Raw genomic sequence first — 25,927 nt, forward strand, 5'->3', positions numbered from 1 at the left:
AAAGAACTCCGGATACGTGATCGGTGTAACGAGGCGCGGCCGGTGCTGCGCCGGCCTCGACGCGTGCGCTCATTCGGCGAGGCGGCGCAGTTCCGAGGCGAGACGCGCTTCGTCCCACGCCGCGCCCTCGGGCGTGCGAAAGCCGATGCGGTTCAAGCCCGCGACGACTTCGTCGAGCTCCGCGGCGCCGGCCTCGAACGTCTTCTCGAGCGCATCGCCGAAGTCGTTTTCGTACTGCGTAGGCTCGGCCTTGCGCGTTTGCCAAACGACGTTTTCCGTCTCGCCCGGCTTTTCGATCACGCCTTTGCCCGCAACGTTGTTCGGCTGCGGAGCGAGCCAGGGCTTGAGCCACGGATTGAAGTTCACGGGGATTTCTCGCATGTCATTGCACCTTGATCTGGATTTCTTCCCCGGCCAGACGCACCGTGTACTGCTTCAAGTCGCGTCCGCCAGGCTCTTTCAGGCACTTGCCCGTCGGGATATGGAACACCGCCTCGTGCAGCGGACATTCGACCGTGTCGCCGTCGACGAAACCCTGCGTCAGCAATGCATACGCATGCGGGCAGACGTTTTCGAGCGCATAGATCTCGTCGCCCACCTTGTAGATACCGATTTCCGTCCCGTCGAGCTTGTACTCGAGCGGGGCGTCTTCAGTCAGATTGCCGGCATGCCCGGCGCAGCGCCATTCTTCAGCCATGTCTCACCTATCTCGATCTGCTTCGTTCCATATACGGAACATCAGTTTATGTATGGTTCATTATAGGCACGGCTTCGCGTCGAAAAAACAGAAATCTGGTCGCCCTCGGGAAAACACTAAGTACCCGCAAATAGGGCCTGGAACGATGCCCTTTCTCCTGCTTATTGCTGCGATCCGAGCCCCTCACGGCTAGGGCTCGCGCTCCGTGCACGCCTATCGGGTTCACCGCCCGACCAAGGGTTTTCACCGTCCCGAAATTTATTTCGACGTCCGGCAACTGCCCCTATACTTTTCCATAGGTGTTACGTTGATTCATATATGGAACACACAATCCAAGCGAAAGCCGACTGAAGAAGTGGCCGCAGCCTTGGAGGTCAGGAGCCTGGTCCGGTCGCATCGATACCGTGCCGTTCGTCAAAACATTGAGGAGTCCTAACTTGAAGCAAATCATCGCCGCGGGGCTGACCGGAATCTGCGCCGTCTCGAGCGCATGGGCGCAAAGCAGCGTCACGCTCTACGGCAGCATGGATGCGGGTGTCGCCTACATCAGCAACGTGGGAGGCAGTTCGAAGTGGATGGAGGAGCAGGGCAACACGCAACCCGACCGTTGGGGTCTGCGTGGCATGGAGGATCTGGGCGGCGGTCTGAAGGCCATCTTCCAATTGGAAAACGGCTTTTACACCAATACGGGTGCGTTCGCGAAATCGGGCGTGCTGTTCAACCGGCAAGCTTTCGTGGGGTTGAGCTCAGATCAATTCGGCACGCTCACGCTCGGACATCAGACGCCGTTTTCGTTCGACGTGCTCGGGCCGCTCAGCACCGCGTACCTCGCAAGTAGCTGGTATGCGTTCCACCCGGGTAACATCGACGAGCTCGCCGATACCGGCGTCGTGCCGTTCGACAATTCGGCCAAGTACCGCTCGCCCACATGGTACGGCTTGACGGCTGAAGCGATGATCGGCCTGGGCAACACGACGAACTTCTCGACCGGCCGCACGATGAGCTACGCGCTCAGCTACGTGAACGGCCCCTTCAAGGCGGGCGCGGCGTGGTCGAACGAACATGACCGCACCGTATCGATCTCGACGACCGACCTCACGACCTTCCAAGGACAAGCGGCTGCGAACTACATCGCCGACAAGGTCGAGAACATGGGGATCGGCGCGTCGTACTCGTTCGGCAAGCTGCTCGTCCACGGTCTGTACACGCGCACGAAGCTGCAATCGAACGGCTATTCCAATACGTTCCAGAGCTACGATGCGGGCGCGAACTACCAGTTCACCGTGGCCAATGCCGTGGTAGGCGGCGCGGCCACTTCGACGCTTGCCGGCCAGCGCTGGACTCAATTCGTGATTGGCGACGTGTACTCGCTGTCGAAGGCCACGCAGGTCTATGCGAACGTGCTGTATGAACGCGCGAGCGCGAACGCCCAAGCCGGATTCTTTACCGCCGGCGCGGCGAGCGGCCGCAACCAGAGCGTCGTGCTCGCGGGCATCCACCATTCGTTCTGATAGGCCATGCGCGGCAGTTGCCCGATCGCGTGCCGCCGCTGGCGGCTCACCCCGCCGCCAGCGTGCGCAGACGCGCCGCTTGCGCGGCCGTGGGATCGTTGGCGCGCTGCCGATAGTTCAGACGTAGAGACAGATCGATGGCTGCGCCGCACACGGCCGCGATCAACGGTGCGCGCTCGGCTTCGTCGCCGATGTTCGAGCGCGGCACCGTCACCGTGACGGCCGCGGCGATTCGGCCCGAGTGATCGCGCACCGGCGCGCTCACGACCGAAATCCCCGTTTCGAAGGCCCCCTCGCTGAGCGCATAGCCCTGCTCCGCACTCTCGCGCACGCGTGCATAAAGATCCGCGACCGTGCCGGGCGTGCGGGTGGTATAGCGCTCGAGTTGCTTCTCCGGATAAAGCGCGCGTAGCTCGCTGAGCGTGAGATCGCCCATCAAGACTTGGCCGTGCACGGTCGCATGGGCGGGCAACCGCGTGCCCACATGCACCTTGACCGAGCTGAACATCGAGTCGCGCGCTTGCGCCTTCGCGACGAATACGACGTCGCGGCCGTCGCGAATCAGCAGATGCGCGCTGAGCCCCGTCGCATCGCGCAAATGATCGAGCACCGGCGCGCCGAGATCGGTCAATTCGAGCGAGCTCAGGTATTCGAAGCCGAGCCGCAGAACGGCTACGCCGAGACGGAACTGCCGATCGCCATTCGCGCGCTCGAGAAAGCCCAACGCTTCGAGCGTCTGCAGCAAACGAAATGTGGTGGTGCGCGGAATGCCGATGCGCCGCGACAGCTCCGGCGCGCCGAGCACGGGCTCGCGCGCGGAGAATTCGGCAAGCATGCGCAGACCGCGTTCGAGGCCGGGCACGAGATAGGTGGACGCACTCGAAGGCTCGTCGTCGGCGCTTGCGCGTGCGCCTGCCGATTCGAGCGCGGCATCGTCCGTTTCGGCGGCCGACGCCGCTTCGTTGCGCGGCCGGGTACCGCGGCGCGCGCTGCCTGTCGTATTTTGCTTGGCCATTGGCGGCTGGTGTCGCTTGAAGATTCGGTGATGCTCGGGATGATAGCGCGAAGCGCGATAGCGCTTTTAAGCTTCCCCCGCGCTCCTTTGAGCGAGCACACCACCGATCATGCCGCGCAAGCTTCAGCGCAACCGACAAGATACGGACAAGCGGCCGTTCAGAACTTGGTCGTCATGCCGAATATCAACGCGACCTGATTCGGCGTGCCCGAACTCTCGTTCAGATCGCCGATCGTTCCGCCAGCCGGCACGATACTCGTCCCATCTTGGCTGAAGGTCGTACCGTTCGCGTGCGAATAGGCACTGATCGCATAGAGCGTGGTGCGCTTGGACAGGAAGTACTGGAGCTCCGCGGCAACGTTGTTGTAGGTCGCCGAAGAAGCGCCGCTCGATTTCGTCAAGGTGTAGCCGACGTCGACCTGCGTCGATGGCGTCATCTGGTAACCCAGTGTGGCGGCGGCGGTATTGAACGTCTCGGTCCGATTGAAGGCCGAATAATTTCCGTACGGCTTCCATTGCGCATTGCTGTACCGGATATTGGCGGTGATTCCGGCATGTTGATACTGAGCCGCGACATGGACGATCATGCGCGACCCGACGAACGGTACGCTTCCGTACAGCGGGGTCACCGAGTTGTTTTGCGTCTGGTCTGCCGTTCCGGCGCCATCGGGGCCGTCCGTCCGAGCGTACACGTATCCGGCCGCGGCGCTGAATCCGCCGTGGGTATACGCTAGCGCGGCCGAGGTGGAGTTCTGCGATGCCAGGCTGCCGGCAACGCCGCCTAGCCCGTACATCAACTCCAATTGAAAGCCTGCGTAGATCGGGCTCGCGTATTTGACCGAGTTTTGCAATCGGAAGCTATTGTCGTTGTTGTCGGCATCGCCTGGGGTCGTAAACGCGGGGCCGTACACGTCGCCGGTCAGCGGTTGGACCAGATCGACCGTGGTATCCAGTTGCCGCCCGAGCGTGAGTGTCCCGAGGTTTTTGCTGGTAAGGCCCACCCAAGCCTTCTTCCCGAAGAGGCGCCCACCCTGGCTCAACTTACCGTTGTCGATATTGAAGCCGTTTTCCAGATCGAAGATCGCCTTATTGCCGCCGCCGAGATCTTCCTTGCCGAGTAACCCCCACTTGTTGGCCGTCAAGTCCGCGCCTTGCAGTTCCACCTGCGAATGTTGTCCGACATTGTTGTAATACGCGACCGCATCGTCGAGTTCGCCATATAACGTGACGGTGCTTTGCGCGTGCGCGAGCGATGCCAATGGCAACGTGACGAGCGCGGCCACGATGGATCGGAAATAGACGGGTTCACCCATGACGACTCCTCCTATTAATTAGGATTCCTAAATTTTCGATTCGATTTATCGATTCTTTTTCGACCCGAGGCAGGCGTTTTCGCGGCGTCGCGCACACACGGACGCAAGCACACGCGCACCCGACGCACCTTCGACCGCTACACACCATGCGCAGAGGAAGGAACGTCGCGCGAAGCCCCCCGCCGGTTCGGGCCGAACCGGTGCGAGCTCGAGTCAGACCGGCTCGAACACGTCTACCTTGTTGCTCTCGTTCAAATACACGAAGATCCGGTGCGTCCGCGGATCGACGGCCAATGTGTGGACGTTCTTTTCCGTATGCAGGTGATCGACAACCTGGCGGGTGTCGAGATCGATGACATCCACGTCGCCGGACTTGTCGCCAAGGAAAATGCGCCGGGCGGCGACATCGATGGCCGTCTGGTCGATATTGCCTCCCTCGAACGGAACGGTCGCGACGAGCTTGCCGTCGGCATCGACGATCAGCACTTTCTCGTCACGGCTACCGATGATCAGGTGCTTGCCTTGGCTGTCGTACACCATCGGCTTGGCATCTTTCTTCAGGTGAAAATTCCATACGTCGACGACCTTTTGCGTGTCCGGATCGATCACGTCGATGACGTTATCGACAGGCTGATAGATCCGTCCCAGCGCCTGCTCATAAAGGTTGACATCGGGACCGTGTTTGGCCGGTTGCGGTGTCAGTGCGATTTGCGCCACCTTTGTGAACGGCGGTTGATCCATGAATACCGTCTCGGTGTCGCTGTCGTCGTTGGCAACGTACACGCGGCCGTTGCGCGTATCGAGTGCCACGCCGTCCGGTCCTTTACCGGCGGTATCGACGGCCGCGACTTGCTTGTCGGTTCGCTTGTCGATGACGACCAGCTTGTTGTTCGCCGCATCGGCGACAAAGGCAAACTTGTCGTTCAGCGCAATGCCGTTTCCGTCTTCGATGCCGGCGATCGTCGCCTTCACGCCGAGCGTATCGGCATCGAGCACCACGACGTCGTGATCGGGCGATTGCGCCAGCCAGATTTCACGCGTGGCCGGATCGAACACGACCCAGTCGCCGTGGCCGCCCTTACCGGGCAAATCGATCGTCTTGACGAGCTTGTAGTGCGTCGCCGTACTTGCGTTGGCGCTTGTAGGGCCGGCGATGGCGCACGCCATCGCGATGGCGAGACAAGCCGTTTTGAAGAGAGGTCGCATTGTGTCTCCTGTTGTTTTGATATTTCAGCATTCTTGACTTCAGCCGCGCCTCGAATTAATTAGTACTACGAACTAATTAAATGAGACCGACTCGAAATCCATCCGCGCCCCCTCGCAACGCAGTTCGCCCGGCCGTACTGCCCGCTTGTCGAACTATCGCAGCGCGAGCCCGCTGCCTGCGTCGCATCGAAAGCGGGTTCGATGACGACCGCACGCTCGGCACACTGTCCGGCACGCAAACCTATGCGGTAGTGCGTACGGACAGATCACGGCCGATGTCTCGGGGGGAACGTGGACTATTTCTCGTTGTATCGGCCGGGCTTCACGACTTCCGCAATCGTGCCGTCAGGCGCACGGAACTTGAGCGCGCCCTCGCCTTTCGCGGAGAGAATTTCGCCGCCGTAGGTCTTGATCCTCTCGGCCACCGCTTCCTGATCGTCGACCGTGACGCCCCAGTGGTGCAGACGCGGCCCGGGCCCCGCCAGTTGGGCTTCATGCGCCTCTTCGCTGTCGTACTTCATGAGCGTGAAGTCGATATGCCCATCGGTCATGTGCCGGGAGATGTGTTGCCGATTACGCCCGGTCTTGACCTCCGTGAAGCCGAACACTTCGGTATAAAAGCGGGTGGCGGCCTCGAGATCATCGACTTTGACTGCGAGGTGAACGATGCGTGACATTGAATTCTCCATTTGAAACGGTGACAAAAGCTTACTTTTTGGCGAGACCCAGTTCGCCCAGCAGGGGCGTCAAGCGCGTGCGCTCGTTTTGCAGAAAGACACGTGTAGCCGCGCTGTTTCGATAGTCCGCGGTCCACAAGTTGCGCTTGACCGCAGCGGCCCATTGCGGGGACGACGTCGCTTTTTGCAGCGCGTTGTCCCACCAAGCAACCTCGGCAGGCGTCATGCCCTTCGGACCCACCAACACGCGCCATGTCGTGAAATCGACATCGACGCCCTGCTCCTTCCACGTCGGGACGTCCGCGAGCGCGCCCTGTTCCCGATGGCCGCCTGCGATCGCAATCAATCGCACACGCTTGGCCTCGCTCGGGCCCAAGACGACACCGGCAGGCGTCGCCGCTACCGTGACATGCCCGCCCATCAGCGACGTGACCGCTTCGCCGCCCGAATCGAAGAAGACCATCTTCAGCTTCGTCGGGTCCACGCCGGCCGCCTTGACGACGAGCGCGGCGGCATCGTGACTCTGTCCACCGGGCGAGCTCGACACCGCAAAGCTCACCGCCGACGGATTTTTCTTGATCATCTGCAGCAGATCCTGGCCGCTTTTCACCGGGGAATCCTCCGGCGCCGAAAACACCACTTGTTCGGTGACCAACACGGCGAGCGGCGTCACGTCATCGAGGCCCAGCGTGCTTTGCCCGGTGATTCGATTGGTAATCAACGGCAGCGCCTGCACACTCACGTAATCACCGTCCCCTTGATGGGAGTTGATGTAGGCCAGCCCAACCGTTCCCCCACCGCCAGGGCGATTGACCACGGTGATCGGTTTGCTGGATAGCTTCTGCTGCTCGAGGACGCTCTGCAACGTCCGGCCCACCAGATCCAAGCCGCCGCCGGCTGCGCTCGGCACGACGATCTCGACGGGCCGGCGCGGCTGCCAACTATCAGCCGCGCGTGCGGTGGTCACTTGCGCGCCGAGCAATGCGAGGCATGTCGCGACGATCGCTCGATACGTCCATCTGTTCCCTGCCATTCGTTGTCTCCTGAAACATCTTGGGTTGATTGCGCCCGGCTTCGCGGCTCAGCAGCCAAGCCGGGGTTCAAGCGCTTACTGCTGGCCGCATGAACGGGGTGAGCATCAGGCCAGCGTCGATGATGAAGTTGTAGACTGTCATATGCTAAATGTCAACATTTTCCAAAAACGTAGCAACAGGACCTTCCTCTCGTGCGGGCGCTTCCACGCCCCCGGCGCTGCGACCCGAGGCATATCCCGCGTACCGCCAAAGCGCCGCATCGTTTTCCAAACGAGCGCGACGTAATCCCGTCCTACAGATACCTACAGATACCCTATGACCACATCGAGTAGCCCCGCTCCAAACAGTACGACGAGCGTATGGCACCGAGGTCTGCCCAAAAAGACCAGCATCGCGACGGCGGCAATCCCGGCGGAGGTCCACGTCGAAGGCGCAGCGCGCAGCACCGATAACGCGCTCGCGAGCATGAGCCCCGTTGCGACGGGCGCAAGCCCGCGCTCGGCCACGCTATGCCACCGATGGCGATCGTGCCGCGCCCATGCCACCGTTACCGCGTACGCCAGGACAGACGAGGGAACGAAGAGCGCCACCGAAGCGACCAGTGCGCCCAGCCATCCCGCGGCTTTCCATCCGATCAGCGTCGTCAGAAGCGCACCCGGTCCCGGCGCGGCGCGCGACAGGGCAAACAGCTCCACGAAATCGGTCTGTGTCACCCATCGATGCACGGTGACGGCCTGCACGCCGATATCCGCCACGATGCTTTGACCGCCGCCGATGGAAAGCAACGACAGCGGCGCAAATACGGCAACGAGTTGCAAGTAGACGTTATCGCGCACGCCGGCCACCTTTGCAGGCCAACGCCAAGCCGGCAACGCCGACAATGAGCGCCACGGGTACCAGAGGCCAACGCATCACCCCTACCGCAATGAACACCGCGACGATCGGCACGAGCATCGCGACTTGCCTGGCGAGGATCGCTTTAGCGCTCCGCATGGCGACCGATGCGGTCATGCCGATCGCCGCCGCCGCGACACCCTCCAGAAACCGGTGCAGCCACTCGATCTGCGCGAACTCGCGAAATCCGGTCGCGCACAATACGATGACGATCATCGGCGGCAACAGCAGCGAAGCGGTAGCCAATACGCTGCCGATCGCGCCTCGCAGTCGGTAGCCGATGTAGATCGACAAGTTGACCACATTCGAGCCAGGCACGATCTGGCCAAGCGTCAGCGCACCGAGAAACTCGTCGTCGCTCATCCAGCTCCGCCGCGTGACGACCTCTCGGTAGATCCACGCGGAGAGCCCACCGCCGAAACTCGTCAAACCCACGCGCGCAAACAGCAAGACGATCTCTCGCAACGATACGTTTGCCGTGCCTCTTTCCAATGCGATGCTCATATCGACTCGCCTTGACGCAGCCGCCGCGCTCAGCGAGGCTCGTCCACCAGTTGAGGATCCACGAGCCGGCCACGCAGCACCTTCGAGAGCGTGACCATCTCTTTGCGACGGCTCCAGACCGAGGCCGCGATGCTCACCAACGCGCAACCGAGCAAGACCGCCGATATCGGGCTGCGCACGAACGTCATCGGATCGCCATTCGAAATCGTCAGTGCCTGGCGAAACGATTGCTCGAGCGTATGGCCGAGAATCAGGCCGAACAGAAGCGGCGCCTTCGGAATATCGAACTTGCGGAACACATAGCCCACCGCACCGAAGAACAGTGCGAGGAACAAATCGAACGTATCGTTATTGAACGAATACACCCCTGTCGACGCGATCACGAGGATCACGCATAAAAGCACACGCGGCGGGACATAGAGGATGCGTGACAGGATCCCGACCAGCGGAAGGTTCAGAACGAGCAGCATGATGTTGCCCACGTACATGCTCGCGATGAGGCCCCAGACGAGATTCGGCTGCGAATGAAAGAGCATCGGCCCCGGCTGCATGCCGTACATGATGAATGCACCCATAATGACCGCGGTCGCGCCCGAGCCCGGCACGCCGAGCGCCAGCAGGTGCACGAATGCCCCGCAGCTATCGGCATTGGTGGCCGCCTCCGGGGCCGCGACGCCTTCGATCGCGCCATGCCCGAACTCCTCCGGGTGCTTCGACAGCTTCTTCTCCAGCACGTAGGACAGCATGGCCGAAAGCGTACCGCCCAGCCCAGGCGCTGCCCCGCAAAGAAATCCGACGAACGAGCCGCGAAAGATCGCGGGGCGGGCACGGCGCCATTCGGCGCGAGTGAACCAGAGCTTGCCCTCGACGCGCACCGTGTGTAGCGTGCCGCCGAGCGCGCCTTCCACCATTCGGCTCACCTCGGAGATGGCAAATAGGCCTACGACGACTACGAGAAAATTCACGCGATCCTGCAACTGGACGAAGCCGAGCGTGAAACGTGCAACCCCGCTTTGCAAATCGATGCCCACCGTTGCCAATCCGAGCCCCAGAAACACCGCCAACATCCCTTTCGCGAGCGACTTGCCGGTCAGCGCGCTCACGGTGGACAGCGCGAAGCAAATCAGCGCGAAATATTCGGTCGGCCCGAAATGCAGCGCGAAGGCGGCGAGGGGCGCGGCCACGAACGTGAGCGCCGTCACGCCCAGCATGCCGGCGATGAACGAGCTCACCGCGGCAATCGCGAGCGTTGCCGCCGCTCGGCCTTTCCTCGCGAGTGGATAGCCGTCGAGCACCGTCATCACCGCGGCCGCATCGCCGGGCGTATTCAGCAAGATCGCCGTCACCGCGCCCCCGTACATGCATCCGTAATAGATGCCGGTGAGCATCATCAACGCCGAGGTCGGGTCCATGCCGAACGTGACGGGGATCAGCAATGCGATGCCCGCCGAAGGCCCGATGCCAGGCAAGTGGCTGATCATCGTGCCGATGAACACGCCGATCAGCGTATAAAGCAAATGCGTCGGCGTCGCCGCGATGCTGAGCCCGTGGATGATTCCGTGCAAACTGTCCATGTCCCGGCTGCCTCAAAATGGAAGAAGGCCCGTCGGCATCGGAACACCGAGAAGCTGAGCAAACAGCAGATCGAGAACGATCGTCACGCCTAGCGCGATCAAAAGATTCGACTTGAGCCGTTTGCGATTGAAATAGGCGAGCAGACCGAACAGGAATGCCGAGGTGGAAATCAGGTAGCCGAGCCGCTCGAAGCACGCGTAGTACACGCCCGTCCACACGAGCATGCCTATGAGGACGAAATAGTGGCCCTTCGACTGCTGGGCCTGCTCGTGTCCCTGCTCTTGTCCCTGCGTGTCCGACACCTCGTTTGTTTCGACGGCCTTCGGCTCATGGGCATGCGAAGCGCGCCGGCCTTTCGTCTCCAGCAGCAGCAACAGCGCCGATGCGATCAGACCGGCACCGACCAGCGCGGGAAAAACCTTCGGCCCGAGCGGATCGCTCAAGCGAACGTCGGGCAAACGCATGTCCATGATCAGGTATGCGCCGGCGAGTGCGATGACACCGAGCGCAAGCCATACATCTTTGTTGATGCTCTTCATGTCTCCTCCAGCATTCGTCTCAGGCAACGCCGCCGCGAGGCGGGATAGCCCGATTAGAAATTGAATGCGTCCGACGTGCTCTGAGCGAACAGCTCATTCATCGGCACCACGCGCTCGATCAGCCCGTCGTTTTGCGCGTAGCGCTGCAACGTGTCGAGTTCGCCGCGGCTCTCGTTCACGCCGTAGCGCCAATAGTCGTCGCCCATCAGCGCCCTCACCTGATTGAACTCGTCGGTGATCCACGGATGCATGATGCGCAGCGTATCCGTCACCTGAAGTTCCGTCAGAGCAATATCGCGCGCTTTCTTGAACGCGGCGAATACGTTGACCGGAAGCCAAGGGTGCCGTTCAACGAGCGAGCGCCGAATGCCGAGCGTGTGCATGGGCGGGAACATCCCCGTTTTGCGAAACCAGGCTTGCTCGGCTTCGCGAAACGCGGGGAAAAGACGTCGCACGTGTTCGTTGCGTCCAAAGCACGAAGGCGGCTTGGGCGCGATCACCGCATCGATCTCGCCCACATCGAGCAGACGCGCAAGCGTCTCGCCCGGTGCGATCGGCTCGATTTCGATGTCGGGCCGCACCGCATAGGGAACCCGCGCCGCGCGCCCCGCCTGTTCGAGACCGCCGACTACCCAGCGCACGTCGCAACTATCGATACCGTATTCGTCTGCGAGCATGCCCCGCACCCAAATACCTGCCGTTTGCTGAAAGTCGGGCACGCCGATACGGCGCCCCTTCAGTGCCTCGGGCGAATCGATCCCGCGGTCGCTACGAACGTAGATGGCCGAGTGACGAAACGATCGCGAGAGAAACACCGGCACACCGATGTAATGCGTTGCCGCACGCGCCGTGGTCATGAGGTGTGTGCCCAGCGATAGCTCCGAAATATCGAACTCCGCGTGCCGAAACGCGCGTTGAAACAGCTCTTCGGCAGGGCCGGTCACGAAATGGATCTTCACCCCTTCGATTGAGACCCTGTTGTCGAGCAACGCTCGGGTTCGGTCTGTGTTCTGGCAAGCCAGCGATAGTTCGAGCATAGAGATCAAGTACCGTATCGGTAGGAATCCGGACAGCACGCTCGTCGAGCAAACGTGCGGGATCAAAAACAAATTGCTAAGTAGTACTAACTAAATTTCCGGCAATGCAATGCCGGATCGAGTGCTTGGGAGAGCGAGCGCTACGGAGCAGCCTATGGAGCGCCGCTGCGCGAGCCTTCGGTCAGGCGATCTTATCGCCGGCTTCTCGCGCACCCGCTTTTGTCATGCCATCCAACGAAAGGAGCATGCGCTCTTTGCCCTTCGACACATGGGTGAAGCTCGTCTCGTAGCTGCGGCGCGAGTCGTGCGATTTCAACGTGTTGACGATCTCGCGATGCTCCTCGTTCGACTCGAGCAGCGCCCCGCGCTGCACCATGCCGTGGACCCGGAACAGATGAAACTCTTTGACGAACGCTCGATACTGCTTGAGCAGCCGCGAGTTGCCCGTCGAACGGACGATGTAATCGTGGAACTCGAGATTGAGCGGATCGAAGCGCGAGAAATCGCCCTTCTCAGCGGCGTCCTGCATTTCATCCACGTAGCTGTCGAGTTGCCGAGCCATCTCGGCGGTGAGTACCGGCGCAAGCAGCGAAGCCGCAAGCGCGGTCAAGCCCGCCCGCAGGTCATACACTTCGATCGCGTCGTCACGCGTCACTTCTTGAATGAAGACACCGCGTTGCGGAATCTGATATACGAGGCCCAGTTCGGCCAGCGCCCGGCACGCCTCCCGGACAGGCCCTCGGCTGACGGCGAGCTTATCGGCCACGGCCTTTTCATTCAGGCGCTCACCCGGCTTCAATTCGCCGCTCAAAATCATGCGCTCGATCTCACGCTGAACGACACCAGTCAACGTGTTCGCTCGGAAGTCGGCTAGAGAGACGGGAGTGGAGGTGCGATCGGTTTCCATGAGAAACGAGTCTAGTGAGGGGAATGAAAAATGTCAACACTTTACTTTTTCCAACGCGGAGCGGGTTCGACAGCATTTTGTAATGCTAGATCCCCCTCCGGCTCGTTACCCAAGATACGCATCGGTCATCGAGTGAGCGAGGATCTCGACTTCGCGCACACAGGCGGTGGGCACCTACCGCGCAGTCGGCTCCCCAGTCGGCTCCCGCAGTCGGCTCCCATTGCTCGCTCGATCGCTACGCGATCGAGGCATCAAACCAGAGTCGAATCAAAGCCCACTGGCGGAGGAAGAGTTCATTGATGCTGGGCTCGAACTCGTCAACTATCAACAAGATTTTCTCGCCAACGAGACAGTCAGGGTTTCATTCGTCGCCCTCGACTCGCCGGCGCAACGCTCCATTGCAGGAAACCCCACGCCGCCCCTGCGAGTAGCAACGCTGGATGAAATCTTCGCACTCGAGTGCCTTGTTTGCGCCGAACGCGCGAATGCGATTGCTGCCTTGCCGGCCGGATGCAGGCGACGAAGGCTACGCGCCATTGCTGACCAACGCGCCGAGCCTGGACACGATGCGCGTTTTTTTCAGTCGCAGTTGGACGAACTAGAAGTTCGGCTCGCGAAGCAAGCGTTCAGCGAACTCGGCTGTTCTTCACGCGATCAATGAACGCCACGGCTTCGGCGTCTGCCTGCGAGCGAGCGCAGCTTCGAGGGGATCGTTCAGGCAATCCGTGAACCGCGCCTCGACCGATCCGTCGCCCCTATGGCAGAAACACGTGCGCCACTCGGCGGAAAGCGGCATTTACTGCACGAACTTGGCATCCATCGCCGGCAGAGTCGGCATGACCTCGAAGTACAGCTCCGCGGGAGAACGGATCAGCAGCGCAAACGAATCCTCGTGATAATGACCAAACGTCATATAGACGAAACCAAAACGGTAGTCAACGACAAGCCGGGCGATCTGGTGCATACCGTCTTGGCACGTATATTCCATGAACTGCCCGCTGGTATCCACGTTGGCCGATGCCTGATTATGCGGCAAAGCGCCAACCGTCATCGCCGCGTTGCGAATGGCCGGAGCATGAACCTCGAGCCGGGATGAAGTCGATCCGCTCTGATAGGGTAAATAGCCGTGCTCGTTCTGATGGATGGAGCGCGCACTCACGTTGAAACTGTGAAGCATACTGTTGCTCTTCATCGCTTTGCGAATTTGGCGCAATAAACTGTATGTCACCGGGGTATCCTCGAGACATTCGTCGTTGAAGATCGGCACCACCCTCGTCTTATGGTAATGGTCGGAGAATTTGATACCCCCATTGTAATTCTGGGTGCCACATTTATTGAAAAATATTCTCATTACAGATGGAAAATTTCCACCATTGCTATCTTCTACTGTAGAAACGGCGCTAAACGGCATATCACCCTCATTCATCGTCGAAATTAACGTTACAACGCCATTCCAATGAATCAGAACGACGTCGTTATGCCCAAGATGGGTATAACGATATGCGTTACGGCTGTATCGCTCCGTCGCTGCGCAACGTCCCCATCTTGCTGTCTTTTTTATCGGTCAATACGAGACCGCCCGATCCCGGTTTTCCGAATAGAGGAAACAGGCCGGCGTGATTCCTGTAGGAAATGATGACTTCGTTGTTTTCGCCCTCTTGCGAAGCTACCGCCACCTTGGTTCGATACGCATGTGCGTTGTTTCTTCTTCTCTCCAAGAGCCCTGGCGACAACGGCCCTCCCATGATGTTCGCCATACCGTATCTCACATGCAGCCTTCCGTCATCCTCACCCGGCGAGCCCGTCTTTTCTTTTTTTATTATCAAAAATCCCGAGTGCATGTCGTCCGAAGAGCCGTATTTTATGCGAGTTAAATTCGCTCGCATTCCTTGATACTCCGTGTAGAGCTCACTGCCTCGATTCGCTTTTGCAACCGCGGACAGCAACGCAAATGCCACCAGGTCTTCCTCGAGAGGAATCGGCATAAAAACGATGATTGTTTTTGCGGTTATCTTGAAAAACTGGTTCGCAAGTGGGATATCAGGGCGCAGAAGCACGGCACTGAGATCATGCAACCCCAGATCGTTCTTCAGTTTCTTCAGAAAATTATCTGCATTTAGGCGAGCAATCGTGCCAGCGACAGAAGGATCGAGATTGATCGTAGTTTCGACATGCTTCCTCACCCCAATCTGCTTCAGGGCCGCATCGTCGCCGGTCGCCCGAGCAGTCATGCGCCGTTCTTTAAAAGCCGTTGCGAAATCGTCCGTACTCTCCCAGCTTTTTATGTCGGCGAACCATATTCTGGCGAACTCTCTTATGACATCCAACTCCGCCCCGTCTTCTATTGCCGCCATGAGGCGGCCCCGGCTTTCTTCGAGCGACATGCGTGGTCTCCGTTCGCAATGATCTGACAGTATGGCACCGAGCCCTACCGGTCACAACGCATGCAAATGGGGCATCTCACTAGGCATGAAGTCAACCGATCGATGACGCGGCATCGCACGATGCATCGCGAGCCGGCGCACCGGCAATCCATGCGGACCTATGCATGGACTTCATGGCGACTCGGGAATGGGACGAGACAGGGCTAGTCGGTATCGTGCTTTCACATCGCGAGGCACGAGACGTTATCGGTGTCGCCGCGACGATTCCGAACGATTTCCACAGGAGACGCCCATGATCCATGCCCAAGCCGCCGTGCTGACCCAATCACGGTCGAACAACTTACCCCGCAATTGCACCTTCGACGCCCGCGACTGGGAGATTCTGAGCCGCTACTGGCATCCTGTCGCATTCGCGAGCGACGTGCGCGACCAGCCGCTAAGCGTGACGCTGCTCGACGAGCCGCTCGTGCTGTTTCGTGCGCAAGGCAGCGTGGTTGCCGCGCGCGACGTGTGTCCCCATCGAGGCGCGCCCCTCAGCCGGGGCTGGGTCGCCAATGATCATCTGGTCTGCCCATATCACGGCCTCGAATACGAGGCGAGCGGCACATGCAGCCGCATCCCGTCGCAACCGGAGGGTCCCATTCCGGAGCGCCTTTGCCTGGCGACGTATCCGGCGCAAGAGGCATACGGCCTCGTATGGGTTTCGCTTGGCGGCGGCGCGATCCCGCTACCCGAGTTCCCGGCTTGGAATACAGAGGGATATCAGCAGATCCTTCCCCCGTCGATCGACATTCGCGCATCGGCCGGACGACAAACCGAAGGCTTCATCGACGTCGCGCACTTTGCGTGGATTCACCACGACAGCTTCGCGGACCGGCACAACCCCGTCGTGCCGCGATATTCGGTCGAGCGGCGGGAAAACGGCATGCGTGCGGAATACGTGAGCCCGGTCAGCAACTTTCCCAAGTCCATGCGGCATCGCGCACCCGAGGGCTTCCTATGGCGAAGAATCTTCGAAGTCGATGTTCCGTTCTTCGCGCGTCTCACTGTGCATTTCCCCGAAAACGGCAAGCTCGCGATTCTCAATGCAGCAAGCCCCATATCCGCGCGATTGACCCGTTTGTTCGTGCCCATCGTCCGAAATTTCGACCAGGACCTTCCGCTCGAAGAAGTCTATGCGTTCAACCGACAAGTGTTCGAGGAAGACCGCGCCATCGTCGAGTTGCAGTGCCCGGAAGATTTGCCGATCGAACGCTCCGCGGAAGCACCGATTCTCGCGGATCGGTCATCGGGCGCTTATCGGCGCGCACTTGCCGAAATCGGCCTGGGACAATCGTACGTGCGTTGAACGCGAGGTGGGAGAGCGAAGATGACAATCTGGGAATGTGTGATTTGCGGGTTTCGCTATGACGAAGCCGAGGGTTTGCCGCATGAGGGTATTGCGCCCGGTACGCGCTGGGAAGACGTTCCGAACGATTGGGTGTGCCCCGATTGCGCAACGGGCAAGCACGATTTCGACATGCAGGCGGTATCGCAATGAGTACGCAGGAACGCTCGGAAAATACCGCGGCCCCCATCGTCATCGTCGGCACGGGCTTGGCGGGTTATACGGTTGCGCGGGAATTGCGCAAACTCGACGGCGACGTACCGATCGTCATGATCAGCCGCGATGACGGCCGGTTCTATTCGAAGCCCATGCTATCGAACGCGCTTGCTCTGAAGAAGGAGCCTGGTCAACTCGCCACCTCCGACGCGACGGCAATGGCGTCGCAATTGCGCGCGCGTATCTGGACGCAGTGTGCCGTGAAGCAGCTTCTACCCGATGCACACGCGCTCGTTCTCGATAACGGACAGACGCTCCGATATCGCGCGCTCGTTCTCGCCATGGGTGCCGATGCCAAGCGCGCACCGATCGACGGCGACGGCGCGGCAGACGTGCTGTCGATCAACGACCTGCACGACTACGCACGATTTCGCGAAACGCTGCGCACGTGTCGCTCCGTTGCGATTCTAGGGGCGGGCCTGATCGGCTGCGAGTTCGCAAACGATCTGATCGCCACGGGGCACAGGGTCGACATCATCGATCCGGCCGAGCTGCCGCTGTCGCGATTGTTGCCGCAGGAAGCCGGCAACGTCTTCCGAAGCGCGCTCGAAGCCGCGGGCGTCAGGCTGAGGCTGGGGACCAGCGTTCGCTCGATCGCGCGGCGCGAGCGCGGCTATCGGTTGCTGCTTTCGAACGCGGTTCGATTCGACGTCGATGTCGTGCTGTCAGCGATCGGGCTCGCACCGCGCGTCCTGCTCGCGCGCGAAGCGGGGCTCGCGGTCTCGGACGGAATTGCCACGGACGCCTGGTGCCGCACCAGCGCGCCCGACATCTACGCGCTCGGCGATTGCGCGTCGATCGATGGCCGAGTCAGGCCTTACGTGCTGCCGATCATGCATGCCGCACGCGCGGTTGCGCAGTGTTTGTGCGGAACGCTCACGCGCGCTGAATTTCCGATCATGCCAATCGTGATCAAAACCCCGGCAATACCTGCGGTAGTCGTGACGCCTGCCGCCGACGGTCTTTGGACCACGGAGATCGACAGCGGCGATGCTCGCCACGTCGCCCGCGCACGATGCGAAGATCCGACCACCGGCCGCATGACGGGCTTCGCGCTGCTCGATGCGGCAACCAAGGACAAGGCCGCCTGGCTGCAGGCGATGGCAAGCGAAGCACAGCCTTAGCCGCTAGAGCCCCCCCTATAAGCGGTGCGTGCCCTGCGCATATCGCTCTTCGACAGGCAGCTGCTTCGCTGACCGACTCCTGTTGCGGCTCTACGTCCACGCGAGGATTCCTGTCTCCCTTGCTCGACGTGACCGTTCTTTGCCGCGAGCGCTCGCTCGCGGCCATTTTTTTACGTCGGGGTATCCGCACTTGCAGACGCGAGGCTCTTCGCGACGCGAGCAACCAGGCGCCGCAACCAGATTGCCGACGCGCTGCGATGCGTGCGATCGTGCCAGAGCTGGTAATAAGTGAGCGCTTGCGGCACGCACGGAATAGGTTCGATACGCAGCGGGAGCAGCGTACAGAAATGCGCCGCCAGCCCCCGCGTCGTCGTAAAGAGCAGATTCGTGCGCATCAGCACGTATGGCGCCAGCCCGAAGTAGGGCATCGTCGTCGTGACGTTTCTCGACAACCCGCTGCGCGCGAGTTCGAGGTCGATCGTACCGAGCCCTCTCGCGTGGTGCGTGGTGACACCAAGATGCTCGACCTCCTGATAGATCGCGCTAGTGAGATTGCCGGGCTGAATCGGGTGATCTTCGCGCATCAGGCAAACCATGTCGTCCTTGCATAGCGGTTGGATATGCAAGTTTTCCGGCGGCGTACTCCAATTACCCACGACCACATCGAGCGTGCCGCTCTCGAGCCCATGCTCGTAACCGCCGTCCACCGTCATGAGATGCTGGAACTCGAGACGCGCCCCTGGCGCTTCATGCTTGAACGCGTCGACGACGGCAGGCAGAAAGAATACGTCCAGATAGTCGGGCGAACCGATGCGGAAGGTGCGACGCGTCGTGGCCGGGTCGAACGTGGCGGTCGGATTCAACACTGCCGTGATCCCCGAGAGCGCTTGAACGAGCGGCTCGACGAGCGTTATAGCGTGACTCGTCGGCACCATCCGACTTCCACTGCGTACGAGCAACGGATCGCCCGTCAGGGTGCGCAGCTTGCGCAGAGCGACACTGATGGTCGGCTGCGATACACCGAGCAGCGCCGCGGTGCGCGAAACGCTCGACTCTGTGATGAGGGTGTGGAGAATCTTGAGAAGGTGAGAATCGATGACCTGCTTGTACATACGTGCCGCCGTCTGATGGTTGCCGCTTGACGTTGCCTAACGTTGCGTGTCGTTGCGCTTATCGCTGTATACGTAGCGATATTTCGCACGTCAATCGATGCGGCGACGACGCCATCCGCGGGAGGCGCGTGGTTTGGGCTCTATATCGGATCGAACATTCTGTCTATGCGGCTTGGTTCATCGGGCCGCGACGCCGCAAGCCTCTCGCGGCATGCTCGGCGTCGCCCTTCGCGGTTGATGACGTATGGGCCGGCTTACCCGCCGGCAACCGGCTATTCCAAGTTGATTGCAACGTTTTTGAAGAACCGATTGAGCGCATCGCCGACGTGTTCCGGCGCGGCCGCGCGGATGCGCGGTTGACTTTGCGCGAGCATCTCGTAGTAAAAGCGCGGATTGGCTTCGCATAGCTGTATGACCCTTACCGCACGATCGATGAGCTGATTATCCGTTTCCGCACCGCGCTTGGAAAACAGCAGATGCCCTTCTCGCACGACGTTGACCATCGCGGATGCATTGAGGCGATAGCCTAGTTCATCGAACGAGATGGCATATCGGCAACCGGCATAATGATCGAGCCCGTCGATACGGCCAGCGTAATGAACTCTGGGGTTCGTGGCGGGGAGCGCCTTCATGCTGGCCACTAGTGTGTCGTCGGATTCCTTGCCGGCGATGACGATCTTCAGCGATGCATGAAGCCCGGCTTCATTCATCTTCGTTGCCAATCGCTCGACCACCGCTTTGCTCAACCCGTGTCTGGGCATGATCATGCCGAATACGACGATTCCCTTGATACCTACGCTGGCTACGGCAGGTGCATTGCTCAGTCTGAGCAACTGCTGCGAGCGTGCCCAAAAGAGGTTACTCGCCGCACTGTACTGGTCGATCGGTTTGAGGTACTGCCCGACTAGCTTGAGCAGCAGATCGATCTTCGTCGTGTGGATCGAGCTCATCAAGCCCGGGACCCGCGAGACATATCGGCGAACACGGGGGAATTGCAGGTCCATCGCATGCCCGACATCCGGATTCAATGAAACGACCCCGGACGGCATGAGTAGGTGGCTCGTCAGATCGCTGGCCTCATGAATCGTGTAAACAATCGCAAGCCTTTTGCCGGCCATCCGGCACATCTCGGTCAATCTCGTCACCAGTGCGCCGTTTATACCTCTACCGGTCCATCCGTTCGGCGTGCCATTGGTAAAGCGGATGTGCCAATTCAGGATGATGACGGGTGCTTGCTGAAAAGCAACGGAATCAAGTATTCCGGCGAATTGGGGCACAAATATGCGATTGAATTGACTAGAGAGCAGCGAATCCTTAACGTTGCCAACGGGACCATCGTATCGAAGCGGGCTGACCGCTAGACATCCACTGCCGGCCGCGGCGCTGGCACCTTGGAAGTGACGCTGCATCCAATCCGAATATGCGCCGTCCCCTCCCAGCGGGTCGAATCTGGTTCTACCGAGCGTGTGAACCAGCGCATAGCGTGATTTTGTCGTCGATCCGTAAGGTTTGACTGTGGCCCTGCCACAAGTTGGGCAAATCGCCTTGAGCGTATACACGTTCGGCACGCACATCCGGCAAACTCGTAGCATCGTGGGTCCCCTATTTTTGGTTGTTTCGTAGATGTGGTGCGTTCATGCGCCCACGGCAGTCCTCACCGCTTAGCGGCTAGTAGTCATAGACGTGCTCGACCGTGAGCCCCAAGGCGCTCGCTTGTGCGAGAAACGCCGATAGGCCACCGACCGGCATCAAGAGCGCGATACGCCGCGTCGCAGCGGGCAACGTGAGGGGCTGCGCGAAGAGCACCTGAAAATCGCCCGCCGGGAGCGTATCTCGATCGCGGGCCCATACGGTGACGAGAATCGGCTTCGATGCGCCGTTGCCGGCGATGTCGTCGATCGTCACGCCCTGCTGCGCGAGTTTCGTCGCGGCAATTCGGAAATCGAAATAGCGCGGCAGCACGAGCAATGCGCGGCCGTCAGGCAGACGCTGCAAAACGCTCACATGCTCGGGCGGCGTAAAGCCGTCGGGCAAACGGTCGACGACGACATCGGTCGTCATCTTCGCCGGCGTGTACGTTGCACGCGTCGCTTTTTCGATCAGCTTGCCGTAGACCGCCTTGACCGCGTATTCCGTCGTGAGCGCATAGCGGCGCTCCCATTTGCGCACGAGATGCGGCCCCCACATCGGAACGTCGGTCCACAAATGCTTGAGCCTCGAGGCGAAGTCGAACAGATACCACGGCTCCTGACGAATGAAATCGACGTACTCTTGCGCAGCCTTCGCGCCGTAGCGATCCTCGTCGGTCAGATGGTCGCCGTCGAGCAGCCAGCTTGCACGTCCGAAGGTATTTTCGTAAATCGAACGCAGTGCATATTCGGCCGTCGTACTCGTCGCGATCACCATGATCATCACGTGATAGCCGATGTTGAGCGGATAGTGGCCGCGAAGCTGCGCCTCGGTCACCGTCGCATAGCTCGACCAGAGCTGCCCGGTCTGTTCGATGAAGGGAAACGCGTGCGCGGGCTCGACCCGAACGATCCGCGCGTACTCCGCGGGGCTATGCACGAGATACCACTCGGGGAACGTCAAGAGCGTCTGCTCCGTGTCTCGCCGCGCATCGGGCGGCACGGCGCTATTCGACTCGGAGCCCGCTGCGAACGCCACGACCGAGGTGAGCGCAATTGCGCATGCCGCAAGAACCGCGCGCCATCGATTCCACCTCATGCTGCCTCTCCGGTTGCGTCGAGGTTGGCGTCGATACCAGCGTCGACATCTACGCTTGCAGCGGAGCGGCTGTGGTCATTCGCTTGCGTGTCCACTTCCGTGTAGATCGCGTTGCGTACGAATGCGAGCAGCAAATTGTCCGACGGGTCCCCTTCCTGCGCGAGCCGCAGCCCCGTATGGCGAAAACCCACCGCCTCGATCCGAGCAATCCACGTGTCGACGCTCGCGAAATGCCGCGGCTCCTTGCGGTTCGTCTCCCACGATTCGCCGAGCCCGGCGTTGAAGACCGTATGCGCGAGCGAGACGAACGCATCCATCGTGGGCGTGGTCACGTCGTGATCGCGAACGATGAAATAGCCGCCGGGCCGCGTGATCCGCGCAATCGATGCGAGAAACGGCGCGAGCTTTTCCGGCGCCATATGATGCAGACCGACGAAACAACTGACGAGATCCGCGCTCCGCTCAGGCAGCGCGATCGGCGCGTAGTCGTTCAGCGGCACGAAGCCGCCGAGCTTGCCGAACTGTCCGCGCTCGACGATGTCGACCGGACTCATGCCGGGTGCCACGTCATGCACGAGCATCACGTCGCCGGTCAATCGCAGGTGCTTTTTCATCGCGCGCACATAGCGGCCGGTCGTACCGATCTCCACATAATCGCGCAACGCGGTGTCGCCGATCAGCGTGGCGGCCTGACGCCCCATTTCGGCCTTCTGCACCGCAAGCGACGGCAACGCGTGCGTCAGCATGGCGAGTGCCGGCGTGATCGACTTGAGGCCCACCTGAATGCCACGATAAATCGCCTCGTCGCTGCCGTGCTTCGCAGTCTCGGCCTGAATCAGCGTGTGCAATCGATCTTCAGGCAGCACGTGGAAGATGTTTTGCAAGAACGCATAGAAGCGATCCGCCTCGCGCTCATCGCCGTAGATCTGCGCGAACAACGACGGGCGCTGCGCCGGCTGTTGCGGCGCAACCGCGTCATGCGCGAGCGCCGATGCGCGCACGAGCAGCGGCGCATAGTAGCGGTCCCACAAGGCCCCGCGCAAACGGTAGTGCGGATCGAGTTCCGATTTCAGCGCGAACATGTCCCGCGCACGCGGATAGGCACGATGGAACTGCTCGTCGGTTGCGTGCAGTTGGTAGGGCAAATAGTACGTGCCGCCGGCCGTGAGCACTGCGTCGATCAGCGCGCGCGTCCATACGGCCACGCGTGCCTTCGCGCTCGCGCGCGTGCGCTGCTTGTAGTACAGCACGAAGGCGAACGTCTCGCCGCGCGACCATGCCATCACGGTCTCGTTGTCCGCGAGCGCATGCCGTATGGAGATGTTGACGACGTTGACCTCGTGCTTCGCGAGAATGGCGCCCATCGCTCGCGCAAAATCGCCGACAGCGTCGGCTGGAACGAAGTACTCCTGCAGCACGTACGTTCGGCGCGAGCGCCCGACCGGTTCGAGTTCGGCGACGTCATAACCGGCCTCGTAGTTGCGCCAGTGCACCTTCTTGCCCAAATGCAGCAACGGATCGTAAAAATATTCGCGGCGGAATTTGCCGAGCGGCGTTTCGGTGATCGCCCACAGCAGATATTTGGCCAGCCAGAAGCCGCGAGACAGCGGTTGCAAACGCGGTGCGGTGGCGGGCGCATCGGTCACCGTCCAACTCACGGCACGACCATGCGTATAGCGCGGCGGGTACAGATCGAAGTTGTGAAACACGACGTCCTCGTGGCCGCGCACATGGGCGTCGAACCACGTTTTGTATTGCGTCGTGTCCATCTTGCGGTCGCTGCGCGCCACGCGCGCGTTGAGCGCGAGTTCGAGCTCCGCTTCGACGATGATGCCGATGCCGCCGTAGCCGCCGATCGCCGCCTTGAACAGCGGCGTGTTGACCGCGCGCGACGCTTGAACGACTTCACCGTTCGCCAGCACCAACGTCATTGCGCGCACAGACAATACGACCGGCCCGAGTCCCATATAGCGGCCGTGCGCGTTCACGGACAGCGCGCCGCCGACGGTGAAGTTCGCATACGTCTGCATGATCTTCACCGCGAAGCCGTGCGGATCGATAAATCGTTGCACGTCGCACCAGCGAATACCCGCTTGCACGCGAATCACGCCGGCTTGCGGATCGAAACGCAGGACGCGATTCATCTGTCGCATGTCGAGGTGCAGCGTATTCGGGCTGGCGGTGTGGCCGCCCATGCTGAAATGGCCGCCGCCGATCGAGACCGGCAAATCGGTATGCGTCATCACGTCGACGACATCCTGCGTCGACGCGGGCGTAACGACCGACATGACCGCGATGCGGTTGAGCTGAGTGACGTCGTTGACCGTGGGCATGGCGTGCATCACTCCGCGATGTTGACCTTGAGATAGTCGGCACGGCTGGCTGGATCGGCACCAAAGCGATTCGAATGTTCGGCACCGCGCTTGAGCAGTTGCACGACCACCCAGATCGGGCCGATCACCGGCACGATCGCGAAGACGAGCGCACTGCCGCGCCGGCCGATGTCATGCAAACGCTGGGTGGCGAGTGCGATCGCGCTCCAGATGAATAAGAGCGCAAAGGGCCCGGAGCCTACGTCTGCGAACGCGTTGCCGGCTAAATCACCGAACGCGGCGCAAACGAGCGCCGCGATCGCGACGCGTGTGAGCCATTCGCTGCGTGTAATGCGGCCGCGCGTTAGTAAGAATGCGAAGAAGAGAGGAATTACCGGCATGGTGGCGCCTTCCTTTTCGGTGGGCTTTCGGCGAGATCCCTATATGCAACGGATTAATATGCACCTCGCGTCTTCGAGTCCTAGCGACGCCGGTCAGCGCATTCGATAAGAAGCTAGCGAGAGATGCTACCGCTACCGATTGGCGGCAAGCTTCACGGACTCGTCGGGCGCGAGATAGTCGTACACCACTTCACCGATATCGAGCGTCAGATTCGCGACGAAGTGACGCGCGCCGACGATCTTACGCACGGGCAGGTCCGCGACCGGTGCGAGTGCGTGCGGATGCAACTCGAGCGCCGCGGGTCCCTCCCACGCGCCGAGCACGTCGACATCGCGCAGGAAGAAACGGACCAGTTCGCACACGCGCGCCGATCCATCCACGTGCGGGATGACCTTGAGCAGATAGTTGGGCGTCTCGGCGAGCTTGCGACCCTCGGCCGCCTTATCGATTTCGCGATATTTATAACCCATCGTGCCCGTGGCGATCCGCTGTGTTCCGTAGTCGAGCGTGCCGAGCAGCGTATCTTTGCCATCGATGGAGAGCCGCGGCGAAGCAAGCTTCTTCGGAAAACCCCAGATCTCCCTGCCGCCCGCGATGGGGCCTTCATCGTCGAGATACATGGCATGCGTATAGCTTCCACGGTTGCCATCCTCGTCGACGACCGAAATCACCTGACCGCTCTCCGTGTAGTCGCCGAAGCCCGACGAGTCGGGCATGCGGATGAACTCGTAATGGACGATCGGCTGGTCGACCTCGAGCGGCTCCGGAACGACGGCCTTGAGCGCGGCCATGTCCGTCTCGTACGAAATGATGAAGTACTCGCGATCGACAAAGCGAAAAGGCGGACGCGGATACGCCGGATTGAGGATGGGCATCGCAAACGCGCTGTTGCGGATTTCGTCTTCTGTCACGGGTCGTCCCTCGGTTGGTGAGTGCTGCGTATCGCAGATCGCGACAGCGTTGGCTGTCGCAGCCGATGACATACGTCGGCGTCAAGCAATGACGAGCGCTATGCGCCTTCGCACGATTGCGGCGGTGTCGTATTGCCCGGCTCGCTCCAGACGGTTTGCGTGGCTGCCGTCAGTGCGAATCGTACGCTCATCAGCCAGCGAGCGGCGGTAGCCTCGGGAAGGGCCCAATATGTTGCATCGACGACAACAATCGACGTTGCCGTCCTGATCCATGCCGACATCGCGCGTTGCTTTTCGACACCGCTGCAACGATTGAATCGATGTAACAAGAAAATATGACCGTATGCTGACTGTTCAGCCCCCCCATTGCTCAATCGAGGTACACGACGCTCTTGCAACGCCTTGACGACGCATGCTGTCTACTCTGTAAATGCCTTCGCGGT

General features: G+C 60.7%; 26 protein-coding genes. 5 read left to right on the plus strand and 21 right to left on the minus strand.

The genetic code is table 11. The annotated features are described in order from the left end of the window. Positions 1–69: 69 nt before the first annotated feature. Together J3485_RS16125 and J3485_RS16130 are read right to left on the minus strand one after the other, a co-directional pair. Complete coding sequence (locus J3485_RS16125; protein WP_206954467.1) at positions 70–381, minus strand: recombinase-like helix-turn-helix domain-containing protein; 312 nt, start codon at positions 379–381, stop codon at positions 70–72. Position 382: 1 nt separating this feature from the next. Next, positions 383–697 (minus strand): non-heme iron oxygenase ferredoxin subunit, encoded by a 315-nt coding sequence (locus J3485_RS16130; RefSeq protein WP_206954469.1) that lies wholly within the window; start codon positions 695–697, stop codon positions 383–385. 437 nt (positions 698–1,134) lie between these two features. Between J3485_RS16130 and J3485_RS16135 the strand changes: the two genes are divergently transcribed. Continuing rightward, entirely contained in the window at positions 1,135–2,208 is a 1,074-nt protein-coding gene (locus J3485_RS16135) for a porin (RefSeq protein WP_206954471.1), read from the plus strand. A 46-nt stretch (positions 2,209–2,254) separates the two neighbouring features. On the opposite strand, the gene J3485_RS16140 is transcribed toward J3485_RS16135, so the two are convergent. The 11 genes from J3485_RS16140 to J3485_RS16190 all read right to left on the minus strand — a co-directional run bounded on the left by J3485_RS16140 (position 2,255) and on the right by J3485_RS16190 (position 12,909). After that, complete coding sequence (locus J3485_RS16140) at positions 2,255–3,223, minus strand: IclR family transcriptional regulator (protein WP_206954475.1); 969 nt, start codon at positions 3,221–3,223, stop codon at positions 2,255–2,257. A 158-nt stretch (positions 3,224–3,381) separates the two neighbouring features. Then, positions 3,382–4,536, minus strand: coding sequence for a porin (locus tag J3485_RS16145; protein WP_206954477.1), 1,155 nt, complete (start codon positions 4,534–4,536; stop codon positions 3,382–3,384). Between the two features lie 213 nt (positions 4,537–4,749). Further along, entirely contained in the window at positions 4,750–5,742 is a 993-nt protein-coding gene (locus tag J3485_RS16150) for a YncE family protein (RefSeq protein ID WP_206954479.1), read from the minus strand. 296 nt (positions 5,743–6,038) lie between these two features. After that, positions 6,039–6,419, minus strand: coding sequence for a VOC family protein (locus J3485_RS16155; protein WP_206954481.1), 381 nt, complete (start codon positions 6,417–6,419; stop codon positions 6,039–6,041). 31 nt (positions 6,420–6,450) lie between these two features. Further along, entirely contained in the window at positions 6,451–7,452 is a 1,002-nt protein-coding gene (locus tag J3485_RS16160; RefSeq protein ID WP_206954484.1) for a tripartite tricarboxylate transporter substrate binding protein, read from the minus strand. A 303-nt stretch (positions 7,453–7,755) separates the two neighbouring features. Further along, positions 7,756–8,289 carry a chromate transporter gene (locus J3485_RS16165; protein ID WP_206954486.1) on the minus strand — a complete coding sequence of 178 codons (534 nt, stop codon included), beginning with the start codon at positions 8,287–8,289 and terminating at the stop codon, positions 7,756–7,758. Next, positions 8,279–8,851: a chromate transporter gene (locus J3485_RS16170; protein WP_206954488.1), complete on the minus strand. Its 573-nt coding sequence runs from the start codon at positions 8,849–8,851 to the stop codon at positions 8,279–8,281. The genes J3485_RS16165 and J3485_RS16170 overlap by 11 nt, the downstream gene beginning before the upstream one ends. Positions 8,852–8,880: 29 nt before the next feature. Further along, on the minus strand, positions 8,881–10,425 hold the full coding sequence (locus J3485_RS16175) for a tripartite tricarboxylate transporter permease (protein ID WP_206954498.1): 1,545 nt from the start codon (positions 10,423–10,425) through the stop codon (positions 8,881–8,883). 12 nt (positions 10,426–10,437) lie between these two features. Beyond that, positions 10,438–10,965 (minus strand): tripartite tricarboxylate transporter TctB family protein, encoded by a 528-nt coding sequence (locus tag J3485_RS16180; protein WP_206954499.1) that lies wholly within the window; start codon positions 10,963–10,965, stop codon positions 10,438–10,440. Between the two features lie 53 nt (positions 10,966–11,018). Beyond that, positions 11,019–12,002 carry a PhnD/SsuA/transferrin family substrate-binding protein gene (locus J3485_RS16185; protein ID WP_206955837.1) on the minus strand — a complete coding sequence of 328 codons (984 nt, stop codon included), beginning with the start codon at positions 12,000–12,002 and terminating at the stop codon, positions 11,019–11,021. A 181-nt stretch (positions 12,003–12,183) separates the two neighbouring features. Beyond that, on the minus strand, positions 12,184–12,909 hold the full coding sequence (locus J3485_RS16190; RefSeq protein WP_206954501.1) for a GntR family transcriptional regulator: 726 nt from the start codon (positions 12,907–12,909) through the stop codon (positions 12,184–12,186). Between the two features lie 166 nt (positions 12,910–13,075). Between J3485_RS16190 and J3485_RS16195 the strand changes: the two genes are divergently transcribed. Further along, entirely contained in the window at positions 13,076–13,570 is a 495-nt protein-coding gene (locus J3485_RS16195) for a hypothetical protein (protein WP_206954503.1), read from the plus strand. Between the two features lie 135 nt (positions 13,571–13,705). Here the strand turns inward: J3485_RS16195 and J3485_RS16200 are convergent, their stop codons facing one another. Next, complete coding sequence (locus J3485_RS16200; protein ID WP_206954506.1) at positions 13,706–14,176, minus strand: hypothetical protein; 471 nt, start codon at positions 14,174–14,176, stop codon at positions 13,706–13,708. Positions 14,177–14,414: 238 nt separating this feature from the next. Further along, entirely contained in the window at positions 14,415–15,293 is an 879-nt protein-coding gene (locus J3485_RS16205) for a hypothetical protein (protein ID WP_206954508.1), read from the minus strand. A 292-nt stretch (positions 15,294–15,585) separates the two neighbouring features. On the opposite strand from J3485_RS16205, the gene J3485_RS16210 reads away from it, so the two are divergent. From J3485_RS16210 to J3485_RS16220, 3 genes are read left to right on the plus strand one after another with little or no spacing between them, the layout of a single operon-like run. Continuing rightward, positions 15,586–16,641 (plus strand): Rieske 2Fe-2S domain-containing protein, encoded by a 1,056-nt coding sequence (locus J3485_RS16210; protein WP_206954510.1) that lies wholly within the window; start codon positions 15,586–15,588, stop codon positions 16,639–16,641. Positions 16,642–16,662: 21 nt separating this feature from the next. Then, positions 16,663–16,833 (plus strand): rubredoxin, encoded by a 171-nt coding sequence (locus tag J3485_RS16215; protein ID WP_206954513.1) that lies wholly within the window; start codon positions 16,663–16,665, stop codon positions 16,831–16,833. Beyond that, on the plus strand, positions 16,830–18,020 hold the full coding sequence (locus J3485_RS16220) for an NAD(P)/FAD-dependent oxidoreductase (protein ID WP_206954514.1): 1,191 nt from the start codon (positions 16,830–16,832) through the stop codon (positions 18,018–18,020). The genes J3485_RS16215 and J3485_RS16220 overlap by 4 nt, the downstream gene beginning before the upstream one ends. A 170-nt stretch (positions 18,021–18,190) precedes the next feature. Here J3485_RS16220 and J3485_RS16225 read toward each other — a convergent pair whose 3' ends face one another. The 6 genes from J3485_RS16225 to J3485_RS16250 form a co-directional block, all read right to left on the minus strand. Then, the gene (locus J3485_RS16225; protein WP_206954517.1) at positions 18,191–19,132 is read right to left on the minus strand and encodes a LysR family transcriptional regulator; all 942 of its coding nucleotides are present in this window, start codon (positions 19,130–19,132) and stop codon (positions 18,191–18,193) included. A 272-nt stretch (positions 19,133–19,404) separates the two neighbouring features. Then, positions 19,405–20,706, minus strand: a complete 1,302-nt coding sequence (locus J3485_RS16230; RefSeq protein WP_206954519.1) for a hypothetical protein — start codon at positions 20,704–20,706, stop codon at positions 19,405–19,407. Between the two features lie 94 nt (positions 20,707–20,800). After that, a complete protein-coding gene (locus J3485_RS16235) occupies positions 20,801–21,859 on the minus strand; it encodes a hypothetical protein (protein ID WP_242538588.1) in 1,059 nt (352 codons plus the stop codon). Beyond that, positions 21,856–24,192 carry an FAD-binding protein gene (locus tag J3485_RS16240; RefSeq protein ID WP_206954521.1) on the minus strand — a complete coding sequence of 779 codons (2,337 nt, stop codon included), beginning with the start codon at positions 24,190–24,192 and terminating at the stop codon, positions 21,856–21,858. The genes J3485_RS16235 and J3485_RS16240 overlap by 4 nt, the downstream gene beginning before the upstream one ends. Before the next feature lie 8 nt (positions 24,193–24,200). Further along, positions 24,201–24,572 carry a DUF805 domain-containing protein gene (locus J3485_RS16245; RefSeq protein WP_206954522.1) on the minus strand — a complete coding sequence of 124 codons (372 nt, stop codon included), beginning with the start codon at positions 24,570–24,572 and terminating at the stop codon, positions 24,201–24,203. Between the two features lie 132 nt (positions 24,573–24,704). Further along, positions 24,705–25,484: an acetoacetate decarboxylase gene (locus J3485_RS16250; RefSeq protein WP_206954523.1), complete on the minus strand. Its 780-nt coding sequence runs from the start codon at positions 25,482–25,484 to the stop codon at positions 24,705–24,707. Positions 25,485–25,927 lie beyond the last annotated feature (443 nt).

Source organism: Trinickia acidisoli, assembly GCF_017315725.1.
GTDB lineage: Bacteria > Pseudomonadota > Gammaproteobacteria > Burkholderiales > Burkholderiaceae > Trinickia > Trinickia acidisoli.

What these genes read in the sequence shown, in the direction of transcription:
- J3485_RS16150 (WP_206954479.1), bottom strand. Translation starts at nt 5,742, where the DNA reads ATGCGACCTCTCTTCAAAACGGCTTGTCTCGCCATCGCGATGGCGTGC.
- J3485_RS16205 (WP_206954508.1), bottom strand. Translation starts at nt 15,293, where the DNA reads ATGTCGCTCGAAGAAAGCCGGGGCCGCCTCATGGCGGCAATAGAAGAC.
- J3485_RS16210 (WP_206954510.1), top strand. Translation starts at nt 15,586, where the DNA reads ATGATCCATGCCCAAGCCGCCGTGCTGACCCAATCACGGTCGAACAAC.
- J3485_RS16190 (WP_206954501.1), bottom strand. Translation starts at nt 12,909, where the DNA reads ATGGAAACCGATCGCACCTCCACTCCCGTCTCTCTAGCCGACTTCCGA.
- J3485_RS16180 (WP_206954499.1), bottom strand. Translation starts at nt 10,965, where the DNA reads ATGAAGAGCATCAACAAAGATGTATGGCTTGCGCTCGGTGTCATCGCA.
- J3485_RS16245 (WP_206954522.1), bottom strand. Translation starts at nt 24,572, where the DNA reads ATGCCGGTAATTCCTCTCTTCTTCGCATTCTTACTAACGCGCGGCCGC.
- J3485_RS16215 (WP_206954513.1), top strand. Translation starts at nt 16,663, where the DNA reads ATGACAATCTGGGAATGTGTGATTTGCGGGTTTCGCTATGACGAAGCC.
- J3485_RS16175 (WP_206954498.1), bottom strand. Translation starts at nt 10,425, where the DNA reads ATGGACAGTTTGCACGGAATCATCCACGGGCTCAGCATCGCGGCGACG.
- J3485_RS16160 (WP_206954484.1), bottom strand. Translation starts at nt 7,452, where the DNA reads ATGGCAGGGAACAGATGGACGTATCGAGCGATCGTCGCGACATGCCTC.
- J3485_RS16140 (WP_206954475.1), bottom strand. Translation starts at nt 3,223, where the DNA reads ATGGCCAAGCAAAATACGACAGGCAGCGCGCGCCGCGGTACCCGGCCG.
- J3485_RS16125 (WP_206954467.1), bottom strand. Translation starts at nt 381, where the DNA reads ATGCGAGAAATCCCCGTGAACTTCAATCCGTGGCTCAAGCCCTGGCTC.
- J3485_RS16185 (WP_206955837.1), bottom strand. Translation starts at nt 12,002, where the DNA reads ATGCTCGAACTATCGCTGGCTTGCCAGAACACAGACCGAACCCGAGCG.
- J3485_RS16220 (WP_206954514.1), top strand. Translation starts at nt 16,830, where the DNA reads ATGAGTACGCAGGAACGCTCGGAAAATACCGCGGCCCCCATCGTCATC.
- J3485_RS16130 (WP_206954469.1), bottom strand. Translation starts at nt 697, where the DNA reads ATGGCTGAAGAATGGCGCTGCGCCGGGCATGCCGGCAATCTGACTGAA.
- J3485_RS16170 (WP_206954488.1), bottom strand. Translation starts at nt 8,851, where the DNA reads ATGAGCATCGCATTGGAAAGAGGCACGGCAAACGTATCGTTGCGAGAG.
- J3485_RS16225 (WP_206954517.1), bottom strand. Translation starts at nt 19,132, where the DNA reads ATGTACAAGCAGGTCATCGATTCTCACCTTCTCAAGATTCTCCACACC.
- J3485_RS16145 (WP_206954477.1), bottom strand. Translation starts at nt 4,536, where the DNA reads ATGGGTGAACCCGTCTATTTCCGATCCATCGTGGCCGCGCTCGTCACG.
- J3485_RS16235 (WP_242538588.1), bottom strand. Translation starts at nt 21,859, where the DNA reads ATGAGGTGGAATCGATGGCGCGCGGTTCTTGCGGCATGCGCAATTGCG.
- J3485_RS16155 (WP_206954481.1), bottom strand. Translation starts at nt 6,419, where the DNA reads ATGTCACGCATCGTTCACCTCGCAGTCAAAGTCGATGATCTCGAGGCC.
- J3485_RS16230 (WP_206954519.1), bottom strand. Translation starts at nt 20,706, where the DNA reads ATGTGCGTGCCGAACGTGTATACGCTCAAGGCGATTTGCCCAACTTGT.
- J3485_RS16240 (WP_206954521.1), bottom strand. Translation starts at nt 24,192, where the DNA reads ATGCCCACGGTCAACGACGTCACTCAGCTCAACCGCATCGCGGTCATG.